Raw genomic sequence first — 26,594 nt, forward strand, 5'->3', positions numbered from 1 at the left:
CGCCTGTGATGGGAGGAGTATTGCCGTGAAGATCACGTCGATCGAGACGCTGCGCACCGAAGAATTCTCCAACGTCATCTGGGTGCGCGTCCACACCGACACGGGCATGATCGGACTCGGTGAAACCTTCTACGGCGCCGGCGCAGTCGAGGCCCAGATCCACGACACCTTCGCCGGCCGCCTGCTCGGCCGCAATCCGCTCCACATCGAGGCGATCCATCGCGACATGCTGAACCTGCCGATGGCGCAATCGTCCACCGGCGTCGAATATCGCGCGGCTTCGGCAATCGACATCGCGCTATGGGATCTGTTCGGCAAGGTCTGCAATCAGCCGGTCCACCAGATGCTCGGCGGGCTCTGCCGCGACAAGCAGCGCATCTACAACACCTGCGCCGGCACCCAATATGTCCGCTCCACCAATATCAGCCCGGTCGCGAATTGGAATCTCGGTGGTTCCAAGGGCCCCTACGAAGACCTCGACGGCTTCATGAACCACGCCGGTGCGCTCGCCGAAAACCTGCTGGAGAGCGGCATCTCCGCCATGAAGATCTGGCCGTTCGATCCGGCGGCACAGGAGAACAAGGGTCTCTACATCTCCGCCGCGCAGATGAAGCAGGCAATCGAGCCGTTCGAGAAGATCCGCAAAGCGGTCGGCGACAAGATGGAGATCATGGTCGAGCTTCATTCGCTCTGGAACCTGCCGACCGCAAAACAGATCGCGCGCGCGCTCGAGCCCTACAAGCCGACCTGGTACGAAGACCCGATCCGGATGAACTCGCCGCAGGCTCTGGCCGAATATGCCCGCTGCACCGACGTCTGGGTCTGCGCCAGCGAGACGCTGGGCTCGCGCTTCCCCTACAAGGACATGCTCGACCGCGACGCCATGCATGTGGTGATGGCTGATCTGTGCTGGACCGGCGGCCTCACCGAGGGCCGCAAGATCGCGGCGATGGCCGAGACCTATCACCGGCCCTTCGCACCACACGACTGCATCGGCCCGATCGGCTTCATCGCCGCCATCCACATGTCGTTCAGCCAGCCCAACACGCTGATCCAGGAATCGGTGCGCGCGTTCTACAAGGGCTGGTACAATGAGCTCGTCACCACCATGCCCACGATCAAGGACGGTTTTGTCTATCCGATGGAAGGCCCCGGCCTCGGCGTCGACCTTCTGCCCGCCGTATTCGACCGCTCCGATCTGACCGTGCGCCGTTCCAACGTCTGAGGATATTTTTGAGATGAGCACCGCCCTGTTCGACCTTTCCGGCCGCACCGCGCTCGTGACCGGCTCCTCCCGCGGCCTCGGCCGCGCCATTGCCGAGGGCATGGCCAAGGCCGGCGCCAAGCTGATCATCAACGGCGTCGATCCCAAGCGCGTCGAGCAGGCCGTCGCCGAGTTTCGCGCCGCCGGCCACCAGGCCGAAGGCGCGGCTTTCAACGTCACCGACGAGCCTGCGATCGTCGCCGCCTTCAACGACTTCGACAAGAGGGGCATCGCGGTCGACATCCTCGTCAACAATGCCGGCATCCAGCACCGCAAGCCGCTGGTGGAGTTCACCACCGACGAGTGGCGCAAGGTGATCGAGACCAACCTCACCAGCGCCTTCGTGATCGGTCGCGAGGCGGCCAAGCGCATGATCCCGCGCAAGCACGGCAAGATCATCAATATCGGCTCGCTCGGCAGCGAGCTCGCGCGTCCCACGATTGCGCCCTACACCGCCGCCAAGGGCGGCATCAAGAACCTGACCCGCTCGATGGCGGTGGAATGGGCCCAGCATGGCATCCAGGCCAACGCGATCGGCCCCGGCTATATGCTGACCGACATGAACGAGGCGCTGGTCAACAACACCGACTTCAACAACTGGCTGATGGGCCGCGTTCCCTCCAAGCGCTGGGGCCGACCGGACGAGCTGGTGGGCGCCGCGATCTTCCTGGCGTCGGATGCCTCCACCTATGTCAATGGCCAGATCATCTATGTCGATGGCGGCATGATCGCTGCGATGTGAGCCGCGAAACGCTGAGGGAGCCAACCATGCGCGCCGTCGTCATTCACGCACCGAAAGATCTACGGATCGATAGCTATCCGGATGCCGCGCCCGGTCCGGGTGAAGTCCGCGTCAAGATCGCGAACGGCGGCATCTGCGGGTCCGATCTGCACTACTATCATCACGGCGGCTTCGGCGTCGTGCGCATCCAGCAACCAATGGCGCTGGGGCACGAGATCGCCGGCGTGGTCGCAGCCGTCGGTGACGGCGTCGCGAACGTGAAGCCGGGCACCCGCGTCGCGGTCAATCCGAGCAAGCCGTGCGGCCAGTGCCTGCATTGCCAGGAAGGCATGCGCAACCAGTGCCTCGACATGCGCTTCCTCGGCAGCGCGATGCGCTTTCCCCATGTGCAGGGCGGTTTTCGCGAGTTCGTCACGATCGATGCGGCGCAGGCCGTGCCGATCGCCGACAAGCTGTCGCTGGCGGAAGCCGCGGTCGCCGAGCCGCTCGCGGTGTGCCTGCATGCCGGCAAGCAGGCCGGGCCCCTGCTCGGCAAGCGCGTGCTTATCACCGGCTGCGGCCCGATCGGCGCGCTGATGATCCTGGTCTCGCGCTTCGGCGGCGCGGCCGAGATCGTGGTCACCGATGTCGCGGAGGCGCCGCTTGCAGTTGCCAGGAAGCTCGGCGCCACTCACGCCATCAATGTCGCGGCCGACGCCACGGCGCTCGATCCGTGGCGCACCGGCAAGGGTGTGTTCGACACGCTGTTCGAGGCCTCCGGCAACCAGGCCGCGCTCCGCACCGCACTCGACGTGCTCAGGCCCGGTGCCACGCTGGTGCAGCTCGGCCTCGGCGGCGAGATGACGCTGCCGATCAACTCCATCGTCGCCAAGGAATTGCAACTGCGCGGCACCTTCCGCTTCGATCCCGAATTCGAGCTGGCGGTGCGGCTGATGGGCGAAGGGCTGATCGACGTGAAGCCGCTGATCACGGCGACCATGCCGTTCGAGAATGCGGTCGCAGCGTTCGAGCTCGCCAGCGACCGCTCGCAGTCGATGAAGGTGCAGCTGACGTTCTGAGGCCGCGCCTGGGGCCTATTGCTGCAGCTGGTTCTCGATCATGCGATCACTGACCAGCCGCACCGCGCCCCGTTTCCACGAATAGTCGGCGCCCAGGCGCAGGCCGCTGTCGCCGCGTGCCAGCACCGCGCCGGTCCTGGCATCGCGCACCTGAAAGCCGAGCGTGTATTCGGTGCGGCTGACCCGCCGCACCACGCCGACGAGCGACTGATCCGCACCGAGCGCTTGCGCAATCGCCGCCTCGCAGCCGCCGCAGTCGCGCAAAGCGCGCGCCTTCACCGCCTGTTCGTTTGCGCTGCCGACATCGACGAGGCGGTAGCGGCCGGATCGGCCGAGGGCGTCGCGGACGCTGCCGGTCACTTCGGCCAGATAGGATGCATCCGCGGCCGCGAGACCGGCGGCCGGCGCGGCGGTGTTGTCGTCGAGCTCGAATTCGAACACCGCCAGAGCGATCGGCGCGGGCGTGCCGAGTGCGGCCATGATCTCGCGGGACACGAAGATCTCGGCGCGCTCCCAGGATTCATCATTGTCGCCGCGGAAGGTGTAGAGCTTGTCCATCACGACCTTCCTGGCGCCGACGTCGATCACGGCGACCTTGGCCCATTGTACCAGCGTGCTCGTCTTCTGGATGCCGCCGATCACCTTGAACGCCGCGCCGTCCTGGGCCGACGGCACGAGCCGGTAGCGCCGGTCCCCGCCGATGTCCTGCCGGAGCGCGGACATGAAGGTCGACAGCCGTCGCTCGTGAGCGGCGGTCTGGTTGGCCGGCTCAGCCGACGTATCGGTATAACTGAAGTCGTCCATGGCGACGCCGATGGCCGTCTCGGCGCTGGACGGCGCATAAGACGCCGGGAGGACGAGGAGGAGACAAGCAGAGAGGATCAACCGGCGCAGGTGCATGAGCGGGCCTCGCATGACGGAGCGACCCGCAATCTGGACGGCGGAATCAGGCCATGCAGCGGCGCCGGTCCCGGCGACGGCCGGGAAATTTTCACGACGGTGCACCGCACTAGTGCCTGGCGGCTTTGCGCCGGATACGTTCTGCCGTCTAATGGGGCCGCGACAAACCCGTTCGCACCAGGTGCCCGCCGATGTGGAACCGCCCGAGGTTCGATCTCAAAGTCCGTCTGACGTTGCGCGTGGCCGTGATATCGGCCGCCTGCTTCGCCGCCATCTCCGCTTATTTCCTGATTACGGCCGACCGCGCGGCGCATGCGCGCCTCGACGATATCGCCGCCATCGTGGCCAAGACGCTGGAGCTGCAACAGGGCAAGATCCAATGGGTCGCCAGCCCGCGCTCGGACTTTCCCAACCTGGACCCCGTTTCGGCTTATGTGATGACGCCCGGCCTGTGCCTGGCGTTCCGCAGCATCAGCGGCGACATCCTCCAGCGCTTCTGCAGCGGCGCGCCCGCCCCGGCGAACCCGCCGCCGCAAGTCTTCACGGCCTTCTATCGCAGCCTGTTCGACCCCGGACGCGAAGCGGCGCGGCCTGTGATCGTGCGCGGAGCGAAGCTTGGCGATACCGTGGTCTCGGTCGAACCCGCCGTGCAGACGGCGGAGGCCTGGCACGAGGCCGGCCGCTTGATGCTCGCGCTGGCGATCGCGCTGCCGCTGCTCTGCGCGCTGGTCTACGCTGCGCTGGCACGCGCGCTACGCCCCACCCGCATGATCCGCACCGGCCTCGAGCGGATTGCCGCCAACGACCTCACCACGCGGCTGCCGCCGTTCGACCTTGCCGAGCTCTCCGCGATCCGCGACGGCTTCAACCATCTCGCCGAAAGCCTCGAGACCGCGCTTGCCGAACGCAGCGAGCTGACGCGAAAGCTGATCGCGCTCCAGGACGAGGAGCGCCGCCATCTCGCGCGCGAGCTGCATGACGAGTTCGGCCAGTCGCTCGCCGCCATCCGCGCGCTCGCCTCCTCCGCGCGCCAGACCGCCGCACAGGACTGCCCTTCCCTGCTTGGCGAATGCGACGGCATCGCGCGGACCGCAACCGGCATGATGGAGACGTTGCGCGGCACACTGTTCCGGCTGCGGCCGCCGGATGTCGAGGAGCTCGGGCTCGTCGCCAGCCTCGAAGGCCTCGTCGCGGGCTGGAACGGGCGCAGCCGCGGCGAGACGCGCTTCTCGATCCGGTTCGACGGCGCATTCGAGAGCCTGCCGGCCACGATCAGTGCCAGCATCTACCGGATCGTGCAGGAGGCGCTAACCAACGCTGCCAAGCATGCCGTCGCCACGCGGGTCAGCCTGGAACTGACGATGGGGGCCAGCGAGGTCGCGCTTGCGATCGACGATGACGGACGCGCGACCGATTCCGTCGCGAAATCCGGAATGGGCCTGCTTGGCATGCGCGAGCGCGTCGCGGCCTTGCGCGGCCAGTTGAGCTTCGAGGCCAAGCCGAATGGCGGCTCCGCACTGCGCGTGGTCATTCCGCTCGCAGCCGCTGATCGGCCGCCGCTGGAGCATGCCGCATGAGCACGGCCGACGCGACCATCCTGCTGGTCGACGACCATTCCGTCGTCCGCGAGGGTTATCGCTCCGTGCTGCAGAAGCAGCCGGGACTTCGCGTCATCGCCGAAGCCGCCGATGGCGCGGAGGCCTACCGTCTCTACAAATCGGAGGCGCCCGACCTCGTCATCATGGATCTGAGCATGCCCGGCATCGGCGGCATCGAGGCGGTCAGGCGCATCAGGCAATGGGACAAGGGCGCCAGGATCCTCGTCTTCACCATGCACGAGAATGCCGGCTTTGCCGTGCAGGCGATCCGCGCCGGCGCCAGGGGCTACGTCACCAAGACCAGTCCGCCGGAGACGCTGGTGCGCGCCGTGATGGACGTGCTCGCCGGCAAGATCGCGATCAGCCCCGACATCGACCATGAGCTCGCGCTGAGCCGGCTCGCCGGGGAAAGCTCTGCCGCCGACGTCCTCACGCCGCGCGAGTTCGAGGTGCTGCGGCTGCTGCTCGCCGAGAACACGACAGAGGAGATCGCCGAGACGCTCCATGTCAGCCCGAAGACGGTGGCGAACCTGCATTCCATGATCAAGGACAAGCTCGGCGTCGGCTCCGACATCGAGCTGGTCCGGCTGGCGCTGCGCCAAGGCATCTTGACGGAGGTCGATCTCGGCGAGGCCTGATCGCTCACGCGAGATAGCGCGTGAGATAGCCGTCCATCGCGTAGAGCGCACAGAGCGCGAGGCTCGACCACACGGCGGCGGTGAAATACAGGAACATCCAGGTCAGCTCGCCCTTCCAGTGCGCGATGTCATGGGTCACGACCCAGCGCGTCGAGACGTCATGCAGGCCTTCGAGGAAGCCGAGCAATCGGTTGCCCTCTTCATGCCCTGCCCGCCAGCGGCTGAGATACATCGGCACGTCGACGGTGACGAGGAAGGCCAGGAAGCAGGCGATGCCGACGATGCCGGCAATCAGCGCCCAACGCACCGGTCCCTGGAATTCCGGCATCAGCCGGCACAGCGCGATGCCCGCGAGGAAGAATGTCACCGCCCACAGCGAGTTCTCGATCGCGTTGAAGAGGAAGTTGGTCGTCACCACCGCATACCAGGAGAAGCACTCCGCGATGATGATGATGGGCACGATCACCCACGCGATGTTCACAACCGTCTCGGCGCCTGTCATGGTCCCGAGTTGATGCAGGATGACCGCCCATTGCGCGGCGAAGCACAGTTCGGCCGCGGTCGCGACCGTGCGGCCGACGAAGACGCTGGAGAGCCAGGTGTCGAACAGGCAGATGCGCTGCACGTCGGCGCGGGGCAGGAACGAGCGGAAGGCGCAGCCGAAAACATAGCCGGCGCAGAGCACGAACATCAGCCCGATATCAGAGCCGCCACTGATGCTGCCTGAAGGCGTCGGGTAGAACTCGCGGTACAGCATGAACCAGACGAGAATGTTGGCAGCACTGACCAGTGTCAGGGACCCCCACCACCACGCGAGGGGATTTGTCCGCGCCTGCCACTGCAACATGAATCGCTCCGATGTAATCGATATGACATTCAGTCGTAATAATCCTGTCACAACAAGCCACGGAATCACGACGAAAATCTGTGTGTGGCGGAACTCTTCGCGCAGATTTTGTCCCTGTCGGCACAGCTGCCGCTCGTCCGTATAGTGGACACAAAAGCACAATTTATGAATCTATTGGACAACGGGCGAGACCGGGTTCATTAATCCTGCATGGCCAGAACCGCGTCCAAACCGATCCGCTCCTCCTCGTCCGCCGCCGCCGTGCTGGCGGACAGCGTCGATGACGCCGCGTTCGCGACGACGCTGGCAAAAGGGCTCGTGGTGCTGGAAGCGTTCAAGGCGGGGGCAACGCAGCTCGGCAACATGGAGCTGTCGACGCTGACCGGGATTCCGCGCCCGACGGTGGCGCGGCTGACGCATACGCTGGCCGAGCTCGGCTACCTCCGCTACGATTCCGAACGCGCCAAATATCGCGTCGGCGCGCGCGCACTTCGCATGGCGCATCCGCTGCTCGCCGACATGCAGTTCCGCCAGGTCGCGCGTCCCATGATGCAGGAGCTGGCGCAAAGCGTGCGCGGCACGGTTTCGATCGGCCTGCTCGATGCGACCTCCATGATCTATGTCGAGACCGCGCGCTCCGGCGACGTCGGCCCGCACGTCCCCGACATCGGCATGCCCATTTCCGTGGTGATGACGGCGATGGGCCGTGCCGCGGCGGCGACCTTGCCGCAGGCCGATGCCGCGCTGCTCGAAGAGCGCATTGCAAGCGAAGACACCGAGCTGTGGTCGGCCTTCCGCGAGACCTACCGCGCCGGCCTCGCACAATGCGCCAGCCGCGGCTTCTGCACGTGCTTCGGCGAGTACATCGCCTCGATCCATGCCGTCGCCGCGCCGCTGTTTCATACGCATGAGGCGAAGCAGGCCTTTTCGATCAATTGCGGCATTCCCGCATTCCGGCTCCAGCCCGGCCAGCTCGAGGGCGAGATCGGCCCGCGCATTGCCGCCCTTGCCGACAGCATCCGCGCCATGGTTGGCGCGGCGCCGGCGACCGAAACACAAAAGCAAAACAAGAAGAGCGCCAGGCGATGAACAAGACAATCGGCGCTCCGCCACCGGGAGGCCATCATGACCGTCACACGGCGAACATTTTTGGGCACCCTCGCCCTTTCGCTATCCGGATTTCCATTCTCCGCACGCGCTGAGGACGCCTGGCCGTCGCGCATGGTGCGGCTGATTTCGCCTTACGGGCCCGGCGGCTCCAACGACATCTCGCTGCGGCTGCTGGCCGAAGAGTTCGGCCGCAACCTGCACCAGCAGTTCATCGTCGAGAACAAGCCGGGCGCCGGCACCCGCATCGCCAACGATACGGTCGCGCATGCGCCGGGCGACGGCTACACCCTGCTCTATGTCGCGGCCCCCTACGCCACCGCCGAGGCGCTGTTCGGCAAGCTGACCTATGAGCGCAAGGATCTGCAGCCGGTCGCGATGGCGGTGATCGCGCCGCTGTTCCTGATCATCAGCGCGGACGCGCCGTTCAAGACGCTCCCCGAATTGATCGCCTACGGCAAATCGAAGCCGGATGGCCTGACCTTCGCCTCGCCCGGCGCCGGCTCGCAGCCGCATCTTGCCGGCGAACTCCTGTTCAGGGATGCCGGCGTCAAAGGGCTCAACATTCCCTTCCGTGGCGATGCGGCGTCCTACACCGAGCTGCTCGCCGGCCGCGTCGATGCCACGCTGACGGCACTGCCGACCGCACTGCCCTACATCCAGAGCGGCAAGTTCATTGTTCTCGGCGTCGCTTCCGCCGAACGCAGCGCGCTCTATCCGCAGGCGCCGACCCTGCGTGAGCAGGGTTTTCCCAACGTGGCAGCCGCCGGCTGGTACGGCTTCATGGCGCCTTCGACGACGCCGCGCGCCATCGTCGACAAGCTGCAGGCCGAAGTGTTGCGCGCGCTGGCCGAGCCGACGATCAAGGACAAGCTGACCGCCCAGGGCCTCGAAGTGCGCGCCGGCACCGCGGCCGAGTTCGGCCAGTTCATCGACAACGAGACGCAGAAATGGACCAGGCTCATTCGCGAGGCCGGCCTCAAGGGCGAGTGATGGTCACGAACAGGGAATGGAAATGAAAAGCATGTTTCTCAGACGTGTCGGGGCAGCCGCGATCGTTCTCACGCTGTCAATCCCGGCTGCACAGGCGCAGAAGAAATACGATCCCGGCGCTTCCGACACCGAGATCAAGGTCGGTCAGACCGTCCCGCTCAGCGGGCCGGCCTCGGCCTATGCCGTCATCGGCAAGACCCAGGCCGCCTACATGACGATGATCAACGATCAGGGCGGCGTCAACGGCCGCAAGGTCAATCTGATCCAGTATGACGACGCCTATTCGCCTCCGAAGACGGTTGAGCAGACCCGCAAGCTGGTCGAGAGCGACGAGGTGCTGCTGACCTTCCAGATCATCGGCACGGCGCCGAATGTCGCCGTGCAAAAATATCTCAACGCCAAGAAGGTCCCGCAGCTCTTCGCGGCAACCGGCGCGGCGCGTTTCACCGATCCGAAGAACTTCCCCTGGACCATGGGCTTCAACCCCTCCTACCTCGTCGAGGGCCGGATCTACGCGCAATATCTTCTGAAGAATTATCCGAACGCCAGAATCGGCGTGCTCTATCAGAACGACGATCTCGGCAAGGATTACCTTGCCGGCTTCAAGGCAGGTCTCGGCGACAAGGCGAAGATGATCGTCGCCGAGACGTCCTACGAGATCACCGAGCCGACTATCGACTCGCAGATCCTGCGGTTGAAGGATGCGGGTGCCGACGTGCTGTTCAGCGCCACGACGCCGAAACAGGCCGCGCAGGCGATCAAGAAGGTGGCCGAGATCGGCTGGAAGCCGCTGCACATCATCGACATCAACGCCTCCTCGGTCAGCGCCGTGCTGAAACCCTCCGGACTCGACAACGCCAAGGGCGTCGTCAGCGTCGGTTATGTCAAGGATTCAGCTGATCCCGAATGGAAGGAGGATCCCGGCATGAAGCGATATCTCGCCTTCATGGCCAAGTACTACCCGGAGGGTGACAAGGATTCGAACCTGAACGTCTACGGCTATATCACCGCGCAGCTGCTGGTGCAGGTGCTGAAGCAATGCGGCGACGATCTTACGCGCGAGAACGTGATGCGCCAGGCCGCCAGCCTGAACAACATCACCCTCGACCTGACGCTGCCGGGCATCTCGGTGACAACGACGCCGACCGACTACCGCGTCAACAAGCAGTTCCAGATGGTGCAGTTCGACGGCCAGCGCTGGCAAAAGCTCGGCGACATCGTCACGGACGAGGCGAAGGACTGAAGCGCCCCTCATCCCGAGGGGCGTCGAACGCGCGCCCTGAAAGATGAAGGCCTCACCGGTGGTCCCCGTGCTTCGAGGCGGCCGCTCTGCGGCCTCCTCGGCATGAGGGAGGAAGTGGCTGCTCGCCCTATCTCTTCATCCCACTCACATACGCCGCGAGCTTGTCGAGCGTCTGGTAGCCGTATTCGACAGCGCCGAAGCTGATCATGCCGTCGCGCTGCGTTGTGCTCGACGCCAGCTGCCGCATCATCAGAACCGTCTTGCCGTTGCTCTGCTCGGCAAAGGTGACGGTGAAACGGAACATTCCGGAATCCTCGTCCTGGTCGGTGCCGTGATCCATCTCCATCAGCGACGGCCGCTCGATGCGGCGGAAGCGCATGCGGTTCGGGTAGACCGTGCCGTCCGGGCCGATCATGTTGAAGCGCCAGACGCCGCCGACGCGCACGTCGATCTCGAAGGTCTCGAGCTTGAAACCTTTCGGGCCGAACCATTGCGGCAGGTGCTTCGGGTCGGACCACGCTTCGAACACCAGATCGCGCGGCGCGTCGATTACGCGCGACATCACGATCTCGCGCTCGAGCGACCATTGCGACAGGGCGGGATTGGCTGAATTCGTCATCGTCAGGAACCTTTCCGTTTAGTTGTCTTGCCGGTCGTCTTGTTACTTGTCCTGGACGGCCGCTTGGCAGCCGCCCTCTCTTTCTTCAGTTTCATCACATAGGTTTCGAAGCGATCGAGCCGCGCCTCCCAGATCGCACGCTGGTGCTGGAACCAGTCCTCCGCAGTGAGGAGTGCGTCAGGACTGAGGCGGCAGGTGCGCACGCGGCCGGATTTCTCCGACAGGACGAGCCCGCTCGTCTCCAGGACGTGGATGTGTTTCATGAAGCTCGGCAGCGCCATCTCGAAGGGATCGGCAAGCTCACCGACCGACGCCTCGCCGGCGCACAGCCGCATCACGATCGCCCGCCGGGTGGGATCGGCAAGGGCCGCGAAAAGCTGATCGAGCCGGGATAATTGGTTAGCCATGAAGCTAACTATATACGTCGGATGACGGGCGTCAAGAATTGTTAGCCGATTGGCTAAGTTAAACTTCGGAACGCCGTAGCCCGGATGGAGCGCAGCGTAATCCGGGGTTCTTTGCCACAAGCTACGGGGGTCCCGGATTGCGCTTCGCTCCATCCGGGCTACGAAGTCGCGAACCGACGAGCGGAACCCACAACGCGCAATTGTGAATTGGGGCATCGGGCCCTCCCCGCTAAAAGATAACTGGGGGCGCACAAGCATAATTCATCAGAGCCGTGCCGTCTGTTGTCACCTCATCGTATCTCACCCGACGGACGCTCGCCCGAGCGGCGCTCGTTCCACTCGCGCTTGCCTGGCCGCGCGGCGCCGCCGCGGATTCCGACATGATCGCGCAAATGCGCGACATCGTCGCGAACGAGCTCTCGCCGACCGTCACGCCGGACCAGCCGGGCGGTCTCGCCGTTGCGCTCTATGCCGGCAGCCATGTCGAGTTCTTCAACTACGGCTTTGCCGACGACGCCACGCGAAGGCCGGTCACGCCGGACACGCTGTTCAACCTCGGCTCCCTGCGCAAGCCGTTCGAGGCGACGCTGGTCGCGCTCGGCACCCTCCGCGGCGAGCTGCGGCTCGACGATCGTCTGGTGGAACACCTCCCCGAACTCACCGGCGACTATATCCGCCGCGTCACCGTCGGCGAACTCGTCTCGCACACCTCAGGAATGCTGCTGCCGACCGACCATCCGCCGTGGCCTAGCGACACGTTTTCGCGCGCGCAGCTCATCGACATGTTCAACAGCTGGCGACCGCAGGCCGGCGAAGTGCCGGGCAAGCAGCGCGTCTACAGCCACGCCGGCTACGTGCTGCTTCAGCTCGTGCTCGAGCGCCGTTACGGCGCTCCGATCTCGACCCTGTTCGAGCAACGCATCCTCAAGCCGATCGGCATGAATGCGACCTCCGTACCCGAACGCGGCGAAGACAGCCGTGCCGTCATGGGCGAGGCCTGGATGCAGCGCGCGGTGCAGGGCTATTCGGATCAGGGCATGGCGATCGGCCCCATCGGCAACCAGCAGAGCTATTTTGAATTCCCCGGCACCGGCCAGATGTTTTCCTCGCCGCGGGATCTCGCGACCTTCGTTGCGGCCTGCGTCGATGGGCGGCCGGTCGACCCGCATTTGCGCGAGGCATTGCGGATGACGCAGCACGAGATTTTCCGCGTCGACGAGAAGTTCGGACAGGGAATGGCCTGGGAGACGGTGCGCCTTCCAGGCGTCACCGTCGTCGACAAGCCGGGCGGGCTCAACAACGCCTCCGGCTATATCGGCCTCGTGCCGGCGCAGCGGATCGGCATCGTGTTGCTGGCCAATCGGGGCGAATATCCCCACGAGATCGCGCGGTACAAGATCCTGCCGGCGTTGGCGCACCTGGTGGCATCGCACTGAACCCGCCTTACGAAAACAGAAAGCCCCGGCTGAACCGGGGCTTTCCACGCCAGATCAGGAACGGGATGAAGCTCAGTACCTGGCGACGACGGGTCCGCCGAACTTGTAGTTCACGCCGACGCGGGCGATGTTCGATTTGAGATCGACCGAATGGGTGAAGACGTTGGTCGGAAATGCGCCGCCCAACAGATTGGTGCTGGTCACGCTGCTGCGTCCGAGATCGACGTAGAGATATTCGGCCTTGAGTGACCAGCCGCCGCCGACGGCATATTCGGTGCCGACGCCTGCGGTCCAGCCCACCCGCGTATCGCGGATCGCGGCCGACTCCGTCGCCGCGGCGAACGTGTCGGTGAAGTTGAAATTGCCCTTCACCTCGGCGATCGCAGCACCGCCGGTGGCGTAGAGCAGCCAGGTCGGAGCCGCGAGGAAGCCGATGCGGCCGCGAATGGTCGCGAGCCAATCGGCTGAGACTGATGAACTGACGGTGAAGGTATCCGGCGCGCAGCAGGGATAGAGCGCCGAGCCCGTCGCACGGCCCTTGAAGCCGAAATAGTTGATGTCGCCTTCGAGGCCGAGCACGGCGTTGTTGACCTGCCAGTTGTAGCCGGCGGTGAAGCCGCCGGTGACGCTGGAGCTGTTGACCCGCTGGGCGCCGACTGCCGCAATCGCGGAGACACTGGAGCTCGCGAAATAGGCGGCGGGATCGAACACGGTCGATGTGCTCGGATCGGAGCTGCCCCACGCACCACCGACGTTGCCGCCGACATAGAAGCCGGTCCAGTTGTAGGCCGTCGCCATCATCGGCGCCTTGGTGTAGCGCGCCGCGAGGTCGGCCGCCTGCACGGATGCGGAGCCCAAGACAACCGCGGCAACCGCCAGCAAAAACTTCTTCATTCCAGTCTCCTTGCCTCACGCGATTGATCTCGCGTTTCGAATGCGCGCGGGCGGAAGGCGTCCGGCGCAGATCGGGCATAGGCTGCCGGTCCCTCGCCGTCTTGGGCTGCGGCGAAGTTCATAGGGACTGTGACGTTGGGCGGCACGTGCGGCACGCGAACGCGTGACTGGTGTGACCGAGAGGCCACGCATCATCCCTCCCCCGTGGCGCGCGACGCACGCCCGTGTCGCATCACGACAAGCGCGCGAAATGCGATTCGAATCCCCGCTCCTCAAACCGAACGGGTCAATCCACCGTCGACGCGGATGTTCTGGCCGGTGATGTAGGCCGCGCCGTCGGACGCCAGGAACGAGATCGTCGCGGCGATCTCCTCCACCTTGCCGTAGCGCTGCATCGGCACGCTGTCGCGGCGTGCATCTGTCTGCGGCAGGCTGTCGATCCAGCCCGGCAGCACATTGTTCATGCGGATGTTGTCGGCGGCATGGGTATCGGTGAAGATCTTGGTGAAGGCGGCAAGGCCGGCGCGGAACACCGCAGAGGTCGGAAACATCGCGCTCGGCTCGAATGCCCAGGCGGTCGAGATGTTGATGATGACGCCGCCCTTCTGCGCCTGCATCAAAGGCGTCACCAGCCGGGTCGGACGAATCACGTTGAGCAGATAGGTGTCGAGGCCGGTGTGCCATTGCTCGTCGGTGATCTCCGTGATCGGCGCCCGGGGCCCATGGCCCGCGCTGTTGACGAGCACGTCGATGCGTCCCCATTGGGACATCGCCCCGTCGACAAGCCGCTTCAGATCGTCGTTCGACTTGTTGGAACCGGTGACCCCCAATCCGCCGAGCTCGGTTGCCAGCGCCTCGCCCTTGCCGGAGGAGGACAGGATGGCGACGCGAAAGCCGTCGGCTGCGAGCCGGCGCGCAGCCCCTGCCCCCATGCCGCTGCCGCCGGCGGTCACGAGTGCGACCTTCTCTGCTGCCATCTCTGCTGCCATGACCGATCATCCTCTGTGATATCGTGGGGCGAGCCGCGCGCCCGGCCTGTCATGGGCCTTCTACCGCCGGACCGGCCGGAAGGTCCACCGTCGAAAGCGACTTGAAAGATGAGCGATTTGCAGATCCGCAATTTGCGTCCCGAGGAGATCGCCATCGCCGTCGATTGGGCCGCGGCCGAGGGCTGGAATCCGGGCCTCGCCGATGCGAACTGTTTCGCGATCCCCGACGCGACGGGCTTCTTCGTCGGCGAGATCGACGGCGAGCCGGTCGCGACCGTCTCCTGCGTCAACTACGACGATCGCTTCGCATTTCTCGGCTTCTACATCGTGAGATCGGATTTTCGCGACAGAGGCCACGGCCTGCGCATCTGGAACGCGGCGATCGCGCATGCGGGCGCTCGCGTGATCGGCCTCGATGGTGTCGTGGCGCAGCAGGACAATTACAAAAAGTCCGGCTTCCAGCTCGCTTACGCCAATGTCCGCTATGGCGGCATCGTCGCCGCACCATCGAAACCGCCCGCCGATGTGGTTGCGCTCGACACGATCCCGTTCGCGCGCGTTGAAGCCGACGATGCGATGGTGTTCCCGGCTCCGCGCAGCGCCTTCCTGCGTGCCTGGGTTGGCACATCAGGACATGTCGGCCGCGCGCTGCTGCGCGACGGCAAGCTCGTCGCATGGGGCGTGATCCGGCCGTGCCGGACCGGCCGCAAGATCGGCCCGCTCGTCGCCGACGACCGCGCCGCGGCGGACGCGATCGTGCAGGTCCTGCTGGCGAGCACAAACGGCGGCGAAATCTCCCTCGACGTCCCCGCCATCAATCGCGAGGCGATTGCACTCGCAGAATCACTTGGGCTGAAGCCGGTGTTCGAGACGGCGCGGATGTACACAGGGCCGATCGCGCCGATGCGGATCGACCGCGTCTTCGGCGTGACCAGTTTTGAGCTGGGCTAGCTGAGCCGAACGCGCTGCTCAGTAGCAGCGCATGATGTTGACGGTGTGCTCGCCGCCGCCGCGGCCGGGCACGGTCACCTGCTCCGTCGGACAGCTCGGTACATAGGGCCGGTCCGACGGCACCACGTTCGGCGGGAAGCGATGCGTCCAATCCCAGGGAACGTCATACGTATAGGTGTAGCGCACGTCGCTGGAGACGGGTTGTGCGGTCTCGGCGAAAGGCTGACCGTAGCCTGCATTGTCATAGTAGAACCCGCCGCCGCCAGGCCAGTAAACCCAGGGCGTGTTGCGGCCACGGAACCTGGCGCCCGGCGCAATCGGCGGACGCGCCGCCGGACCGGAAGGCGTGGCGGCATGTGCGACGGCGCCGCCGGGTCGAGCAAAACTGTCGCCGGGGGCAAGGAGCAGCGCGGCTGCGCTGAGCGAGGCGAGCAACGCCCCAAATGATCTGGACATCATGATACGCACCAACTCGTTTGGCTTCGCGGATAGCGGCTCCCCACGACACGCTAGGCCGGGCTGTCGCCCACCCGCAAACCTATAATTAATTATTGGTTAAGGCACGGGATTAACGGGGAACAAGCTGCGGCAAGACGCCCGGGATTCGGGCTATTCCAGGCACTCGGTCCATGGAACGCGCTCGGGCCGGCGCACGGGCCTTCGTGCGTCAGCGGCCCTGCTGCTTGCGCAGCCAGTCCAGCATGTCCTGCGGATTTCCGGTGCCCTGCGACACGATGGCGGTGTTGCCACCGCTGCGGCGATAGACCGTGGTGCGCCCGGGCTCCTTCTCGATCTTGACCTCGGCCTGTGCCGGATCGCCGCTCTGCGTGATGGCGGACGTGCCATTCTCGTCCTGAACTATTGTGGTGTGGCCGTCACCTGACTCGCCGGCTCCCGCCGGCCCGGTTGTCGTTGCCATCATGATGATCGTCCCTGCTGCAAGTACGATGAACCTCATGTTGCACCTCACCTTCACGATCACCGGCTGAACTGAAATATCGACAGCCAGTTGAAGCGCCCGAATTGCCGCACCGTTCCCGTGTTCATGTCTCCGATCTGGAGCAGGAGGGCGTTGGTGGAATTGCCGACCTGAGTGATATCGGCAATGTTGCTCACGCCCGACTGACCGATCGCCACGTTGGTTATGCCACCCACCTGGATCACATCGACATAATTTCGCGTGCCGTTCTGGATGATCGTCGCATCGACCGTTCCCGTGCCACCAATCTGGATGACGCGCGCGATATTGATGCGGCTATTCTCCTCGATCGTGACCGGCTGAACATTGTTGCCGAACTGCACGACCGTTTCGATGCTCACATTCCGGTTCGTCACGCCGCGCTGGACGGATCCGGCGGAGGCCTCGGACGCGACGCTGACGGCGGCGAGCAATGCCGCCAATGCCAGGAGCAGTCTACCGCGTTTCATCGCCTTGCCCCATTACATTTCTGACGACGGAGAGGTCGCGCCCGGCTCAATGGCTATTCTGGACGATAGTCGCCGAGTTGAACGCACCGAACTGGGACAGGAAACTGCTGGTGGACTGGCCGGCCTGGCCGACAAACGCGACATTGTTCACGCCCGCCTGCCCGATCGATGCCGACGTCGTCCCGCCGAATTGCAGGATTCCGGTCGCGTTGTTCGTGCCGTTTTGAGTGACGGTCGCGCTGGTGCTGCCGCCGATCATGAACACGCCGGCCATGTTGAGCTGGCTGCTCTGGTTCAGCACGACCGGCGGGCCGCCGAGCGACACGATGGTCTTGATGTCGGCGGTCTGCGCACCGGCCGATCCGGCGCCCATGCAACACAAGGTGAGGAATGCGCCACAGGCGGCGCCGGAAAAATGTCTCATGACATGCCTCGCGACTGAAAATGGATTTGCGATCACGGAGTCTGCTGCAAAATCGTCGAGCCGTTCAGGATTCCGAGCTGTCCGACGGCCGCCGCGTTGTTCGCACCGATCTGACCGATCAGGCTCGAATTGGAGCCACCGGCCTGGCCGAGTAACGCGGTGTTGGACGCCGTCGCGGTGGTGCCGCCCTGCCCGATCACCGAGGTGTTGACGGTGAGGAGCGAGCCCGTCTGCAACGTGGTCGCAGTATTGGTGGCGCCGAATTGCATCGTGGTGGCGCTGTTGTTGGTGCCGCCACTCTGCGAGATGAAGGAGTTGTTGGTGGCGCCGAATTGCAGCACGCTGGCCGAGTTGCCGGCTTGGGCATCGACGCCGGTCAGCAAGCAGAACGTGACGATCGTGGCAATGAGATATTTTTGATGCATGACATTTCCTCCGCGAAAATCGGCGGACAACCTCTCACCGGATCGTCCGGCCCGAGGCGGTGCTTTCAAGGATGGCGCGGACGCGCCGCAATTGACGCGTCCGGCCAAACGGGGCTGGCTTAGTGCGCCGTCTGCGAGACGGTGCTGCCGTTGACGCCGAACACGCTGAGCTGTCCGACGGCAGCGGCGTTGTTCTGAAGCGGAGCGGGCCCGAACGAGTTCTGGGTGATCGCGCTGCCGTTGTTGCCGAACGCCACCTGGCCCGTGGCCGCCGTGTTCTGCACGCCGATCTGGTTGACCGTGCTGCCGTTGTTGAGCGAGGCCGCGCTGGTGCCCTGCATCGTGGTCGCGCTGTTGATGATGCCGAGCTGGCTGGTCGACGAGCTGTCGTTGGTGAGGCCCTGCTGCGAGACGCTGGAACCGTTCACGACGCCCACTTGCACGGTGGTCGAGGTGTTGGCGGCCTGCGCGGCGGAGGACAGGGCGAGCACGGCAACGGAAGCAAGAAACAATTTGCGCATGGAATATCCTTTCTGGCTAAGATGTCTGACTGGGTTCGGATGCCGTCTTGGAGGAGGCCGACATCGCAGGACAGACTTTGAACCGATCGTGCTGCGTGCGACAGACTGCAGTTCATGCTAATCGGTACGGACTAGACGTTGCGTGGTGTCTTGGTGCCCGCGGCACTAGCTGTGCGGTTGTCCTGCGCCGGTTCGTGTCGTCTCTTCTTCGCGTCCCATGCTGTCGACCAACCGCACCACCTCGATCGGCGAGCGAAGCTCCAGCTTTCGCATCATCCTGGTGCGATGGACCTTGGCCGTCACTTCGCTCACCCCGAGCCTCGCCGCGATCTGCTTGGCGACGAGACCTTCGGCCATCAACAGCATGATCTCGCGCTCCCTCGCCGTCAGCGTTTCGACGCGCTGGCGAGCTTCGCGCACGCTATCTTCGCGCTCGAGCCGCCTGCGGTCGCGCTCAATGCCGTGCCTGATCGCGTCGAGGATCTCCTGCTCGCGAAAGGGTTTTGGAAGAAACTCGACTGCGCCGCGCTTCATGGCCTCGACCGAGACGCGGACATCGGAATGGCCGCTGATGAAGACGATCGGGATGAGCACGCCCGTCTCGGCGAGCCGGCGCTGAAGCTCGAGGCCGGTCGGCGCCGTGCCGGGAAAGCGGACGTCGAGCACGAGGCATGAAGGCCCGCCGGAAATACTGTCCGCGACGAACTCGCTCGTCGATGCAAACAATTTTACCTGATGCCCGGTCTCCTCGCAGAGACTTCCTATCGCGGTTCGAATCTGGATTTCGTCGTCAATGATATAAACTGTGGCTTGACCTGAACTCATGGCGACGGGCTCCCCGGCTTGGGGCTCGATGATCAAGCAACGAGCCATCCATTCTTCTTGCAAGCGAGATCAAGGTGCTTGGATGAATTCGCGGGGATCGAGCGAGTCGCTCCGGTCCGCCGCTTCGACGTCTTAGGCCCAACACCCGTTCAAGACGAGTGAAGGTGTTCACATATCGGGTTTCGTGATTGCGGGGACTCGCCCTCGCGAACTGCGGCATCACAGCGAGCCGCGATATCGGGAATGCGACGACCAGGCGTCGGAACTTCGGTATCGCCGACTGCGTCATGGCGTCGCCACCCACGTGCCGACTTGAACGCCAGACGCTGGCCGCTTCGGCCAGAGCAGACGGGACGTTCAGTCAGCTTGTCGAGTTCGATACCGCGCGCATCATATCGATACGCTTCGTATGCATGTCCGGCAAGTCACGAAAGATAGCACCCGCGGACTTTACTTCTGGATCATCAAGCGCACCCGACCGTCGCCCCTGCAGCGGCGACACACTGACGATCGACTGCGTTTTGGTAGATTTACAACCATAGCGCGATCTTTGTCCGTGCCGCCAACGATGCCATTTCAAGGGGCGGGTTTTTGATATGCGATTTGTGCCAGTTATTGCCTTGCTCGGAACTGCATGTGGCCTCGCCGTGGTCTACGCCGCGGGACCGGCCGTGATCGGCGACGCGGCCGGGGCCGCCGCGCAGAAGGCGGCCCGCGCCTATGAATCGACCCAGCGGCTGCTCAAACCGGCCGGGTCGGAAGCACGGAGCTTCGGATCGGATGCGCCCGTGTTCCGCTATGCCTCAATCCAGCGCGGCAGCATCGAGCAAACCATCACCGTCACCGGCGCCCTGCAGCCGGTCAAGACGATCGAGGTAGGTTCCCAGCTGTCCGGGCAGCTCGCCCGGGTCTATGTCGATTTCAACGACACTGTCACCAAGGATCAGCCGCTCGCCCTGATCGATCCGCGCAGCTTTGCGGCCAAGGTCGACGAAGCCAGGGCGGCGGTGGCGGTGGCGAACTCCTTTGTCGACATCGAGCGGGCCAAGCTCGACCGCGCCAGGATCGATCTGCAGAACGCCAAGGGCAGCAGAGACGTCCTCGTGGCCAAGCTCGACAGCGCGCAGGCGGTCAAGGCGTCGGCGCAGAAGACCTTGCAGCGCAAACTGGCTCTACAGTCACAAAACGTCGTGGCGATCACGGCGGTGGATGACGCCCAGACGGAGTTCACCGCGAGGCTTGCCCAAGAGCGCGAGGCCGAAGTCCTCATGTCCCTGAACGCCTACTCAGTCGACGGCGCGCAGGCCGATATCCGCCGGATCGAGGCGGAATTGCAGCAGGCGCGAATGGCCGTGCCGGAGAAGGCGGCCGTTCTCGCTGCGGCCCAGGCCGATCTCGACCGCACCGTGATCCGCTCGCCGATCGATGGCGTCGTCGTCGGCAGGTTCGTCAACGAGGGCCAGACGCTCGCGGTCGGACTGGAATCGCGCACCACGTTCGTGGTTGCGCACCGGCTCGAGGATATGGAAATCCACGCGCAGGTCGACGAAGCCGATATCGGGCGCATCGCCCCCGACCAGCGCGCCCATTTCACGGTGGATGCCTACCCGGACCGCCGCTTCGAGGCGGTGGTGCGGCAGGTCCGCAAGGCACCGCAGAACCAGCAGCACGTCGTGACCTACACCGTCGTCCTGGCGACCTCCAATCTCGACGGCGCGTTGCTGCCCGGCATGACCGCCCTGGTGAAGATCGTGATCGAGCGGCAGGACGACGTGCTGAAAGTGCCGCTTGCCGCGTTGCGCTTCCAGCCCTCCGGCACGCAGCCGGATGCCGCGGCCCGCAGCGGGGTGTGGGCGCGCACCGCAAGCGGCTCACTGCGGCGTATTCCGGTGACCGTCGGCGCGGCCGGCACCGAACAGGTCGCGCTCAGGAGCGGAGACCTCGTCGAGGGCAGCCAGGTCGCCGTGGGTCAGGCCATCCGGCCGGCCGGCATGGAGTTTCTCGGCATCAGGTTCGGATCATGACGGCCCCCCCGCCCCTCATCAGCCTGCAGTCGGTCTCCAGGACCTATCGCGCCGACGGCGTAGCGGTGGCCGCGGTGCGCAATGTCAGCTTCGACATCGAACGAGGCGAGATCGTCGCGGTGATGGGACCGTCCGGCTCGGGAAAATCGACGCTGATGAACATGATCGGGCTGCTCGACCTGCCGAGCGAGGGCGCGCTCTATCTCGAGGGAGCCGACGTAGCCGATCTCTCGGAAGATCATCGGTCGTCCCTGCGCGCCCGCAGCATCGGCTTCGTATTCCAGTCCTACAATCTGCTCGCTCGCCACAATGCGATTGAGAACGTCGCGCTGCCGCTGGTCTATTGCGGCATCAGCCGCAAGGAACGTCTGGCCCGTGCCGAGCAGAGCCTGGAGGCCGTCGGCATGGTGCACCGGGCCCACCACTTCCCGCGGCAGCTCTCGGGCGGCGAGCAGCAGCGCGTCGCGATCGCACGCGCCCTGATCGCCTCCCCGCTGATCGTGCTCGCCGACGAGCCGACCGGCGCCCTCGACAGCCGTACCGGCGCCGAGATCCTGGCCCTGTTCGCCGCGCTCAACCGGACCGGCCAGACCATCGTGATGATCACGCATGATCCCGGCATCGCGACCCAGTGCCGGCGCACGATCCGCCTGCATGACGGTGCACTCGTCGCTGACGAAACGCTGGCTCCGATCCTGCCGAAACGGAGTTCTGAGCCATGACGATGCTCCAGGGCTTCCAGATCGCGTTGCACGCCTTGCGCCTCAATCCATTGCGCAGCATCCTCACCATGCTCGGCATCGTGATCGGCGTCGCGTCCATCGTAACCGTGTTTGCGATCGGGTCTGGCGCGCAGCTTCGCCTCCAGGAACAGATCCGCTCGATCGGCGCCAACGTGCTGATGATCAACCCCGGCGCGGTCTACCAGGGCGGCGTGCGCCTCAAGGATGGCAGCAAGCTGACCATGACCGAGAGTGACGTGCAGGCGATCCTCGAGCAGATCCCCGAGATCCAGGCAGCGGCCGGCTCGATTGCAGGAACGGCCCAGGTCATTCACGAGAGCAAGAACTGGAACACGACGATCAACGGGACGACGACCGGGCACTTCATGGTGCGCGACTGGCAGCTTGCGACCGGGCGCTATTTTTCCGGCAGCGAGGAGGCAGGAGCCGGCAAGGTCGTGATCCTCGGCAGCACGGTGGCGCATGAGCTGTTCGCGCCCGGCGAGGACCCGATCGGCGCACAGATCAGGATCATGAAGGTGCCGCTCGAAGTGGTCGGCGTCCTCGACCGCAAGGGACCGGCGCAGGACGACGTCGCCTTCGTGCCGCTCACCACGGCCAAGTTGCGCTTCCTCGGCAGCGCAAGCAACATCAACCGGGATTCTGTCGCCTACATCATCGCCAAGGTGGCTGCGGACGGACAGATGGCGGGGGCGCGAACGGAGATCGAAAACCTGCTGCGGCAGCGCCACCGTATTCCCGCCGGCCAGGAGGACGACTTCAAGGTCCAGGATCCGGCCGCCGCCATGGAAGCGCAGCAGGGAGCGATCCGCACCGTCGCGCTCCTGCTCGTCGCCATCGCCTCGGTCTCGCTGCTCGTTGGCGGCATCAGCATCATGAACGTCATGATCGTGTCGGTCACCGAGCGGACGCGGGAGATCGGAATCCGCCGCGCGCTTGGCGGGCGGATGCGGGACATCCGTCTTCAGTTTCTCTGCGAGGCGCTCGTGCTCTGCCTGCTCGGCGGCGCGATCGGCGTCGGTGCCGGCGTCACGCTCTCGATGACGGTCGCGCGTATGGCAGGATGGATCACTTCGATCGACGGCCAGGCGATCGGCCTTGCCCTCGCCTTCTCGATCGCGACCGGCCTGATCTTCGGCTTTTATCCTGCCCACAAGGCATCCAAGCTCAGTCCGATCGAGGCACTCAAGACGGAGTGAGAACATGCTGGGGTGTTCGCATCGACCAAAGGCCACGGAGGAGCAGTCATGAGTCCGGATTCGAAACACCCGATCACACCAACGCCACGCGAGCGTGACCTGATGATGCTGATCGCACGCGGAATGCAGAACAAGAACATAGCCTACGAGCTCAAGATCTCGGAGAACACGGTCCGGGCGCACATCGGCAACATCATGCGCAAATACCGCCTTCAGAACCGGACCCAGATCGCGATCATCTTTGCCCTCCAGGCGGCGCCGCCATCGCTTCGCCGCAACCTGGCCAATGGCGGCCGCAATTCGGCGACGGCAGCGCCGGCCAAGGCGGTCGCGCAGAATACGCTGGTGCCGACGGCGCCGGATTGACCGCTCAGGCCACAATACCTTGCGTCATTTCGGGCGAAACACCCAAGTCCGGGGTCAACGGAACGGCGGCAAAATATTTCTCTTTATTAGAATTCGGATTTTTGTTAGGAATTTCTCACTCCGGCCCTGGGAAGAGGGGCGTATCGCGATCGTCACGAACGCGGGCCGGACGGCGGTGGACGCTGATAACATCGGCGCGAACGGCTTCGCAGGGCGGGCAACCGTGAGTGAAGGCGTCGCGCACACGACCGGTGTGATCGGCGTACGGCAAAATCGTGTGGTCCTGGCGCCCGGGGTCTGTGCGCCAAGCGTTGCGGTGATGTGGGTTGCCCGACCGGGCACACGCATCAGCCATCCGCAAGGCGACGGGGGCAATAGTGCATCGCTCCCCGGGGAGAGCACGACATAAGCCGTAAAACCACTGCGCAGGGAAGGCCGTGTGTTGGGCTTCACCTGTATGCCGCTGTGCAATCTTGTTACGACAATCCCGCACAGTGGACCGCGGGTGCCAGCCGGCACCCGGTCTTCCCTGCGCCCTCTTTCATTGGGGGTGAGGCATCGAGGCAAAGCTCGGGCGAACACGCCGCGAGGATGCGATCCCATGTCAGTCATTCGACAACGCTCTCGTGCCCCGGACGCAGCGCAGCGCCCCTTAGCGGTGCGCTGCAGAGCCGGGGCCCATGCAACAGCGAGTGCGCGGCCTTCTGGGTCCCGGCTCTGCGGAGCGTCACTGCGTGCCGCACCGCGTCCGGGACAAGGCGCCGCCTCCACTCCGACATTGCGAGCGCAGCGAAGCAATCCAGAGATCTTTCCGCGGGGACAGTCTGGATTGCTTCGCTGCGCTCGCAATGACGATGCTGAAGCAGTTGCCTGCCGACACCGCGATCTCGTGCCCCCGACGCAGCGCAGAGCGGGGCCCCTGCCCTTCTTTGCATGCCGCTCCGCTCTTGTAACAAAACCGTCATGCAGCGAAACTAAACGAAGCCGGGGGCCGCGGTTGGCGGCCAAGTTGCCTCGCAGGGAGAGATTTTGATGCGCCGTTCACTGGTGTTGATGTCAGCCGGACTGACAGTGTTGTCCGCCGGACTTTCGACCGGACCTGCCTCCGCCGAGAACAACACGCCCCGCAACCTGATCCTGTTCATTCCGGACGGTCTGCGGGCGCTGAAGGTCACACCCGAGACCGCCCCCGCAATGGCCGAAATCCGCGACAAGGGCGTCAATTTCAAGAATTCGCACTCGCTGTTCCCGACCTTCACCATGGCCAATGGCTCGGCGATGTCGACCGGCCATTATCTCGGCGATACCGGCGTGTTCTCCAACACGATCTGGACCAACTACACCTCGGTGCCCGCCGGAGACACCGTCGTCCCCTTCATCGAGAACGACGCAGTGCTCGGCGACATCGATGAGCATTTCAAGGGCGATTATCTCAACGAGGACACGATCCTGAAGCTGGCCCGCGACAAGGGCTACAGCACGGCCGCGCTCGGCAAGCACGGTCCGACCTATCAGTTCGACCACACCGACAAGCCCGAAAAGGCCGGCCTGCATTCGGTCGTGTTCGACGATGCCACCGGCGGCAAGAACGGCGTGGCGCTGTCGGACGAGATTAAGGACGCGCTGACCAAGGCCGGCCTGCCCCTCGCCACGCCGCCGCGCGGCGACAATTCCAAGGCAGGCGATGCGAAGACGCCGGGCACCATTGTCGCCAACGTCGCGCAGCAGGCCTATTTCGCCGACGTCGCGGCCAAGGTCGTGCTGCCGATGTTCAAGGCGCGCAACAAGCCGTTCGTGCTGGTGTTCTGGTCGCGCGACCCCGACGGCAGCCAGCACAACACCGGCGACAGCCTCAACCAGATCCTGCCCGGCATCAACGGGCCGACCTCGATGGCCGGCATTAAGAATGCCGACAACAACCTCGCCCAGCTCCGCAAGGCGCTGGACGAGCTCGGGCTCGCCGCCAACACCAACATCATGGTCCAGGCCGACCACGGCTTCTCGACCATCTCCAAGGAAAGCAAGACCAGCCCCTCGGCCAAGGTCAGCTATGACGACACGCCGAAGGACTTCTTGCCGATGGGCTTTCTGGCGCTCGATCTGGCCAAGGCGCTCGACCTGCCGCTGTTCGATCCCAACGACAAGAACGCCAAGATCGAGGGCAATAAGCACCCCAAAGCCGGCAACGGCGTGCTCGGCAAGGATCCGGAGAAGCCCGATCTCGTCGTCGCCACCAATGGCGGCTCCGACCTGATCTATCTGCCGAACAAGGACAAGAAGCTGGCGGCCAAGACCATCAAGACGCTGCTCGAGCAGGACTACGTCTCCGGCCTGTTCGTGGACGACCAGCTCGGCCGCTTCCCTGGTACCTTGCCATTGTCGAGCGTCAGCCTGCGCGGCAAGGCGGCGACGCCGACGCCTGCGATCGTCGTCAACTTCCGCTCCTATGCCAGCGATTGCGGCGAGGCGCCGACCAACTGCTCGGTGCAGGTCGCCGACACCGTGCTGCGCCAGGGCCAGGGCATGCATGGCAGCTTCAGCCGCGGCGACACCATGAACTTCATGGCCGCCATCGGCCCGGACTTCAAAGCCGGCTATGTCAGCGAGATCCCGGTCAGCAATGCCGACGTCGGTATGACGGCCGCCCAGCTCCTCGGCCTGCGCGGATCGCAGAACGGCGGCCTGGTTGGCCGCGTGATGTCGGAGGCCCTGCCCAACGGCATCGTGCCGAAGGCGTACAAGGGGGTCGAGAAGTCGAAGAAGTCCGAGAACGGCCTGCAGACCGTGTTGAACTTCCAGCGCGTCGGCAGCCAGCGCTATTTCGACACTGCCGGTTTCCCGGGCCGCACGCTCGGCCTCGAGTTGGACACCGGCAAACAAAAAACGGCGGGGAAATAACCCCGCCGTTCAATGCGTCCTCGTGAGAGGCGCAGAATTTTACATGCCCAAAATC

At 64.7% G+C, this 26,594-nt stretch carries 28 protein-coding genes; 15 read left to right on the top strand and 13 right to left on the bottom strand.

Going from position 1 to position 26,594, the window contains the following annotated elements; genetic code table 11:
• Positions 1 to 25: 25 nt before the first annotated feature.
• Genes C7G41_RS20495 through C7G41_RS20505 form a run of 3 tightly spaced genes read left to right on the top strand, consistent with a single transcriptional unit; the run spans position 26 to position 3,064 of the window.
• Positions 26 to 1,225: a mandelate racemase/muconate lactonizing enzyme family protein gene (locus C7G41_RS20495; RefSeq protein WP_199198493.1), complete on the top strand. Its 1,200-nt coding sequence runs from the start codon at positions 26 to 28 to the stop codon at positions 1,223 to 1,225.
• Between the two features lie 13 nt (positions 1,226 to 1,238).
• Entirely contained in the window at positions 1,239 to 2,006 is a 768-nt protein-coding gene (locus C7G41_RS20500; protein ID WP_106944243.1) for an SDR family oxidoreductase, read from the top strand.
• Between the two features lie 26 nt (positions 2,007 to 2,032).
• Entirely contained in the window at positions 2,033 to 3,064 is a 1,032-nt protein-coding gene (locus tag C7G41_RS20505; protein WP_106944244.1) for an L-idonate 5-dehydrogenase, read from the top strand.
• A gap of 15 nt (positions 3,065 to 3,079) precedes the next feature.
• On the opposite strand, the gene C7G41_RS20510 is transcribed toward C7G41_RS20505, so the two are convergent.
• A complete protein-coding gene (locus C7G41_RS20510; RefSeq protein ID WP_106944245.1) occupies positions 3,080 to 3,964 on the bottom strand; it encodes a DUF3280 domain-containing protein in 885 nt (294 codons plus the stop codon).
• Positions 3,965 to 4,155: 191 nt separating this feature from the next.
• Here C7G41_RS20510 and C7G41_RS20515 point away from each other — a divergent pair, with 191 nt between their 5' ends.
• Together C7G41_RS20515 and C7G41_RS20520 are read left to right on the top strand one after the other, a co-directional pair.
• Positions 4,156 to 5,541, top strand: coding sequence for a HAMP domain-containing sensor histidine kinase (locus tag C7G41_RS20515; RefSeq protein WP_106944246.1), 1,386 nt, complete (start codon positions 4,156 to 4,158; stop codon positions 5,539 to 5,541).
• Entirely contained in the window at positions 5,538 to 6,200 is a 663-nt protein-coding gene (locus tag C7G41_RS20520) for a response regulator transcription factor (RefSeq protein ID WP_106944247.1), read from the top strand. The genes C7G41_RS20515 and C7G41_RS20520 overlap by 4 nt, the downstream gene beginning before the upstream one ends.
• A 4-nt stretch (positions 6,201 to 6,204) precedes the next feature.
• On the opposite strand, the gene C7G41_RS20525 is transcribed toward C7G41_RS20520, so the two are convergent.
• Positions 6,205 to 7,047, bottom strand: coding sequence for a hypothetical protein (locus C7G41_RS20525; RefSeq protein ID WP_199198494.1), 843 nt, complete (start codon positions 7,045 to 7,047; stop codon positions 6,205 to 6,207).
• A gap of 210 nt (positions 7,048 to 7,257) precedes the next feature.
• Between C7G41_RS20525 and C7G41_RS20530 the strand changes: the two genes are divergently transcribed.
• From C7G41_RS20530 to C7G41_RS20540, 3 genes are read left to right on the top strand one after another with little or no spacing between them, the layout of a single operon-like run.
• On the top strand, positions 7,258 to 8,136 hold the full coding sequence (locus C7G41_RS20530) for an IclR family transcriptional regulator (RefSeq protein ID WP_106944248.1): 879 nt from the start codon (positions 7,258 to 7,260) through the stop codon (positions 8,134 to 8,136).
• A gap of 36 nt (positions 8,137 to 8,172) precedes the next feature.
• Positions 8,173 to 9,147 (top strand): tripartite tricarboxylate transporter substrate binding protein, encoded by a 975-nt coding sequence (locus C7G41_RS20535; protein ID WP_106944249.1) that lies wholly within the window; start codon positions 8,173 to 8,175, stop codon positions 9,145 to 9,147.
• 31 nt (positions 9,148 to 9,178) lie between these two features.
• Positions 9,179 to 10,390 (top strand): ABC transporter substrate-binding protein, encoded by a 1,212-nt coding sequence (locus tag C7G41_RS20540; RefSeq protein ID WP_373681136.1) that lies wholly within the window; start codon positions 9,179 to 9,181, stop codon positions 10,388 to 10,390.
• A 127-nt stretch (positions 10,391 to 10,517) separates the two neighbouring features.
• Here C7G41_RS20540 and C7G41_RS20545 read toward each other — a convergent pair whose 3' ends face one another.
• The gene (locus tag C7G41_RS20545; RefSeq protein ID WP_106944251.1) at positions 10,518 to 11,009 is read right to left on the bottom strand and encodes an SRPBCC family protein; all 492 of its coding nucleotides are present in this window, start codon (positions 11,007 to 11,009) and stop codon (positions 10,518 to 10,520) included.
• Between the two features lie 2 nt (positions 11,010 to 11,011).
• Positions 11,012 to 11,416 (bottom strand): helix-turn-helix transcriptional regulator, encoded by a 405-nt coding sequence (locus C7G41_RS20550; protein ID WP_106944370.1) that lies wholly within the window; start codon positions 11,414 to 11,416, stop codon positions 11,012 to 11,014.
• A 380-nt stretch (positions 11,417 to 11,796) separates the two neighbouring features.
• On the opposite strand from C7G41_RS20550, the gene C7G41_RS20555 reads away from it, so the two are divergent.
• Complete coding sequence (locus C7G41_RS20555) at positions 11,797 to 12,852, top strand: serine hydrolase (RefSeq protein ID WP_199198495.1); 1,056 nt, start codon at positions 11,797 to 11,799, stop codon at positions 12,850 to 12,852.
• 72 nt (positions 12,853 to 12,924) lie between these two features.
• Here the strand turns inward: C7G41_RS20555 and C7G41_RS20560 are convergent, their stop codons facing one another.
• Together C7G41_RS20560 and C7G41_RS20565 are read right to left on the bottom strand one after the other, a co-directional pair.
• Complete coding sequence (locus C7G41_RS20560; protein WP_106944253.1) at positions 12,925 to 13,746, bottom strand: outer membrane protein; 822 nt, start codon at positions 13,744 to 13,746, stop codon at positions 12,925 to 12,927.
• A 272-nt stretch (positions 13,747 to 14,018) separates the two neighbouring features.
• Positions 14,019 to 14,723 (bottom strand): SDR family oxidoreductase, encoded by a 705-nt coding sequence (locus C7G41_RS20565; RefSeq protein ID WP_106944254.1) that lies wholly within the window; start codon positions 14,721 to 14,723, stop codon positions 14,019 to 14,021.
• A 120-nt stretch (positions 14,724 to 14,843) separates the two neighbouring features.
• Between C7G41_RS20565 and C7G41_RS20570 the strand changes: the two genes are divergently transcribed.
• Entirely contained in the window at positions 14,844 to 15,686 is an 843-nt protein-coding gene (locus tag C7G41_RS20570) for a GNAT family N-acetyltransferase (protein ID WP_106944255.1), read from the top strand.
• An 18-nt stretch (positions 15,687 to 15,704) separates the two neighbouring features.
• Here the strand turns inward: C7G41_RS20570 and C7G41_RS20575 are convergent, their stop codons facing one another.
• The 7 genes from C7G41_RS20575 to C7G41_RS20605 all read right to left on the bottom strand — a co-directional run bounded on the left by C7G41_RS20575 (position 15,705) and on the right by C7G41_RS20605 (position 19,309).
• Entirely contained in the window at positions 15,705 to 16,145 is a 441-nt protein-coding gene (locus C7G41_RS20575) for a hypothetical protein (RefSeq protein ID WP_199198496.1), read from the bottom strand.
• Positions 16,146 to 16,353: 208 nt separating this feature from the next.
• Entirely contained in the window at positions 16,354 to 16,644 is a 291-nt protein-coding gene (locus tag C7G41_RS20580) for a hypothetical protein (protein WP_106944256.1), read from the bottom strand.
• A 20-nt stretch (positions 16,645 to 16,664) separates the two neighbouring features.
• A complete protein-coding gene (locus tag C7G41_RS20585; protein ID WP_306768043.1) occupies positions 16,665 to 17,087 on the bottom strand; it encodes a curlin in 423 nt (140 codons plus the stop codon).
• A gap of 73 nt (positions 17,088 to 17,160) precedes the next feature.
• Positions 17,161 to 17,538 carry a curlin gene (locus C7G41_RS20590; RefSeq protein ID WP_106944258.1) on the bottom strand — a complete coding sequence of 126 codons (378 nt, stop codon included), beginning with the start codon at positions 17,536 to 17,538 and terminating at the stop codon, positions 17,161 to 17,163.
• 32 nt (positions 17,539 to 17,570) lie between these two features.
• The gene (locus tag C7G41_RS20595) at positions 17,571 to 17,963 is read right to left on the bottom strand and encodes a curlin (protein ID WP_106944259.1); all 393 of its coding nucleotides are present in this window, start codon (positions 17,961 to 17,963) and stop codon (positions 17,571 to 17,573) included.
• Between the two features lie 119 nt (positions 17,964 to 18,082).
• Complete coding sequence (locus C7G41_RS20600) at positions 18,083 to 18,484, bottom strand: curlin subunit CsgB (RefSeq protein WP_106944260.1); 402 nt, start codon at positions 18,482 to 18,484, stop codon at positions 18,083 to 18,085.
• Positions 18,485 to 18,649: 165 nt separating this feature from the next.
• Positions 18,650 to 19,309 carry a response regulator transcription factor gene (locus tag C7G41_RS20605; protein WP_106944372.1) on the bottom strand — a complete coding sequence of 220 codons (660 nt, stop codon included), beginning with the start codon at positions 19,307 to 19,309 and terminating at the stop codon, positions 18,650 to 18,652.
• Positions 19,310 to 19,905: 596 nt separating this feature from the next.
• On the opposite strand from C7G41_RS20605, the gene C7G41_RS20610 reads away from it, so the two are divergent.
• From C7G41_RS20610 to C7G41_RS20635, 5 genes are all read left to right on the top strand, one after another.
• The gene (locus tag C7G41_RS20610) at positions 19,906 to 21,333 is read left to right on the top strand and encodes an efflux RND transporter periplasmic adaptor subunit (RefSeq protein WP_106944261.1); all 1,428 of its coding nucleotides are present in this window, start codon (positions 19,906 to 19,908) and stop codon (positions 21,331 to 21,333) included.
• A complete protein-coding gene (locus C7G41_RS20615) occupies positions 21,330 to 22,055 on the top strand; it encodes an ABC transporter ATP-binding protein (protein ID WP_106944262.1) in 726 nt (241 codons plus the stop codon). Before C7G41_RS20610 ends, C7G41_RS20615 begins: the two co-directional genes overlap by 4 nt.
• Positions 22,052 to 23,275, top strand: coding sequence for an ABC transporter permease (locus C7G41_RS20620; RefSeq protein WP_106944263.1), 1,224 nt, complete (start codon positions 22,052 to 22,054; stop codon positions 23,273 to 23,275). The genes C7G41_RS20615 and C7G41_RS20620 overlap by 4 nt, the downstream gene beginning before the upstream one ends.
• A 48-nt stretch (positions 23,276 to 23,323) precedes the next feature.
• Positions 23,324 to 23,641, top strand: coding sequence for a response regulator transcription factor (locus C7G41_RS20625; RefSeq protein ID WP_106944264.1), 318 nt, complete (start codon positions 23,324 to 23,326; stop codon positions 23,639 to 23,641).
• Positions 23,642 to 24,673: 1,032 nt separating this feature from the next.
• On the top strand, positions 24,674 to 26,539 hold the full coding sequence (locus C7G41_RS20635; RefSeq protein ID WP_106944266.1) for an alkaline phosphatase family protein: 1,866 nt from the start codon (positions 24,674 to 24,676) through the stop codon (positions 26,537 to 26,539).
• Positions 26,540 to 26,594 lie beyond the last annotated feature (55 nt).

The organism is Bradyrhizobium sp. MOS002 (genome assembly GCF_003020115.1).
GTDB lineage: Bacteria > Pseudomonadota > Alphaproteobacteria > Rhizobiales > Xanthobacteraceae > Bradyrhizobium.

What these genes read in the sequence shown, in the direction of transcription:
- C7G41_RS20520 (WP_106944247.1), top strand. Translation starts at nt 5,538, where the DNA reads ATGAGCACGGCCGACGCGACCATCCTGCTGGTCGACGACCATTCCGTC.
- C7G41_RS20610 (WP_106944261.1), top strand. Translation starts at nt 19,906, where the DNA reads ATGCGATTTGTGCCAGTTATTGCCTTGCTCGGAACTGCATGTGGCCTC.
- C7G41_RS20600 (WP_106944260.1), bottom strand. Translation starts at nt 18,484, where the DNA reads ATGCGCAAATTGTTTCTTGCTTCCGTTGCCGTGCTCGCCCTGTCCTCC.
- C7G41_RS20620 (WP_106944263.1), top strand. Translation starts at nt 22,052, where the DNA reads ATGACGATGCTCCAGGGCTTCCAGATCGCGTTGCACGCCTTGCGCCTC.
- C7G41_RS20580 (WP_106944256.1), bottom strand. Translation starts at nt 16,644, where the DNA reads ATGAGGTTCATCGTACTTGCAGCAGGGACGATCATCATGATGGCAACG.
- C7G41_RS20575 (WP_199198496.1), bottom strand. Translation starts at nt 16,145, where the DNA reads ATGATGTCCAGATCATTTGGGGCGTTGCTCGCCTCGCTCAGCGCAGCC.
- C7G41_RS20635 (WP_106944266.1), top strand. Translation starts at nt 24,674, where the DNA reads ATGCGCCGTTCACTGGTGTTGATGTCAGCCGGACTGACAGTGTTGTCC.
- C7G41_RS20540 (WP_373681136.1), top strand. Translation starts at nt 9,179, where the DNA reads ATGTTTCTCAGACGTGTCGGGGCAGCCGCGATCGTTCTCACGCTGTCA.
- C7G41_RS20535 (WP_106944249.1), top strand. Translation starts at nt 8,173, where the DNA reads ATGACCGTCACACGGCGAACATTTTTGGGCACCCTCGCCCTTTCGCTA.
- C7G41_RS20510 (WP_106944245.1), bottom strand. Translation starts at nt 3,964, where the DNA reads ATGCACCTGCGCCGGTTGATCCTCTCTGCTTGTCTCCTCCTCGTCCTC.
- C7G41_RS20505 (WP_106944244.1), top strand. Translation starts at nt 2,033, where the DNA reads ATGCGCGCCGTCGTCATTCACGCACCGAAAGATCTACGGATCGATAGC.
- C7G41_RS20615 (WP_106944262.1), top strand. Translation starts at nt 21,330, where the DNA reads ATGACGGCCCCCCCGCCCCTCATCAGCCTGCAGTCGGTCTCCAGGACC.
- C7G41_RS20530 (WP_106944248.1), top strand. Translation starts at nt 7,258, where the DNA reads ATGGCCAGAACCGCGTCCAAACCGATCCGCTCCTCCTCGTCCGCCGCC.
- C7G41_RS20515 (WP_106944246.1), top strand. Translation starts at nt 4,156, where the DNA reads ATGTGGAACCGCCCGAGGTTCGATCTCAAAGTCCGTCTGACGTTGCGC.
- C7G41_RS20555 (WP_199198495.1), top strand. Translation starts at nt 11,797, where the DNA reads ATGATCGCGCAAATGCGCGACATCGTCGCGAACGAGCTCTCGCCGACC.
- C7G41_RS20500 (WP_106944243.1), top strand. Translation starts at nt 1,239, where the DNA reads ATGAGCACCGCCCTGTTCGACCTTTCCGGCCGCACCGCGCTCGTGACC.
- C7G41_RS20605 (WP_106944372.1), bottom strand. Translation starts at nt 19,309, where the DNA reads ATGAGTTCAGGTCAAGCCACAGTTTATATCATTGACGACGAAATCCAG.
- C7G41_RS20590 (WP_106944258.1), bottom strand. Translation starts at nt 17,538, where the DNA reads ATGAGACATTTTTCCGGCGCCGCCTGTGGCGCATTCCTCACCTTGTGT.
- C7G41_RS20570 (WP_106944255.1), top strand. Translation starts at nt 14,844, where the DNA reads ATGAGCGATTTGCAGATCCGCAATTTGCGTCCCGAGGAGATCGCCATC.
- C7G41_RS20565 (WP_106944254.1), bottom strand. Translation starts at nt 14,723, where the DNA reads ATGGCAGCAGAGAAGGTCGCACTCGTGACCGCCGGCGGCAGCGGCATG.
- C7G41_RS20625 (WP_106944264.1), top strand. Translation starts at nt 23,324, where the DNA reads ATGAGTCCGGATTCGAAACACCCGATCACACCAACGCCACGCGAGCGT.
- C7G41_RS20595 (WP_106944259.1), bottom strand. Translation starts at nt 17,963, where the DNA reads ATGCATCAAAAATATCTCATTGCCACGATCGTCACGTTCTGCTTGCTG.
- C7G41_RS20545 (WP_106944251.1), bottom strand. Translation starts at nt 11,009, where the DNA reads ATGACGAATTCAGCCAATCCCGCCCTGTCGCAATGGTCGCTCGAGCGC.
- C7G41_RS20550 (WP_106944370.1), bottom strand. Translation starts at nt 11,416, where the DNA reads ATGGCTAACCAATTATCCCGGCTCGATCAGCTTTTCGCGGCCCTTGCC.
- C7G41_RS20525 (WP_199198494.1), bottom strand. Translation starts at nt 7,047, where the DNA reads ATGTTGCAGTGGCAGGCGCGGACAAATCCCCTCGCGTGGTGGTGGGGG.
- C7G41_RS20560 (WP_106944253.1), bottom strand. Translation starts at nt 13,746, where the DNA reads ATGAAGAAGTTTTTGCTGGCGGTTGCCGCGGTTGTCTTGGGCTCCGCA.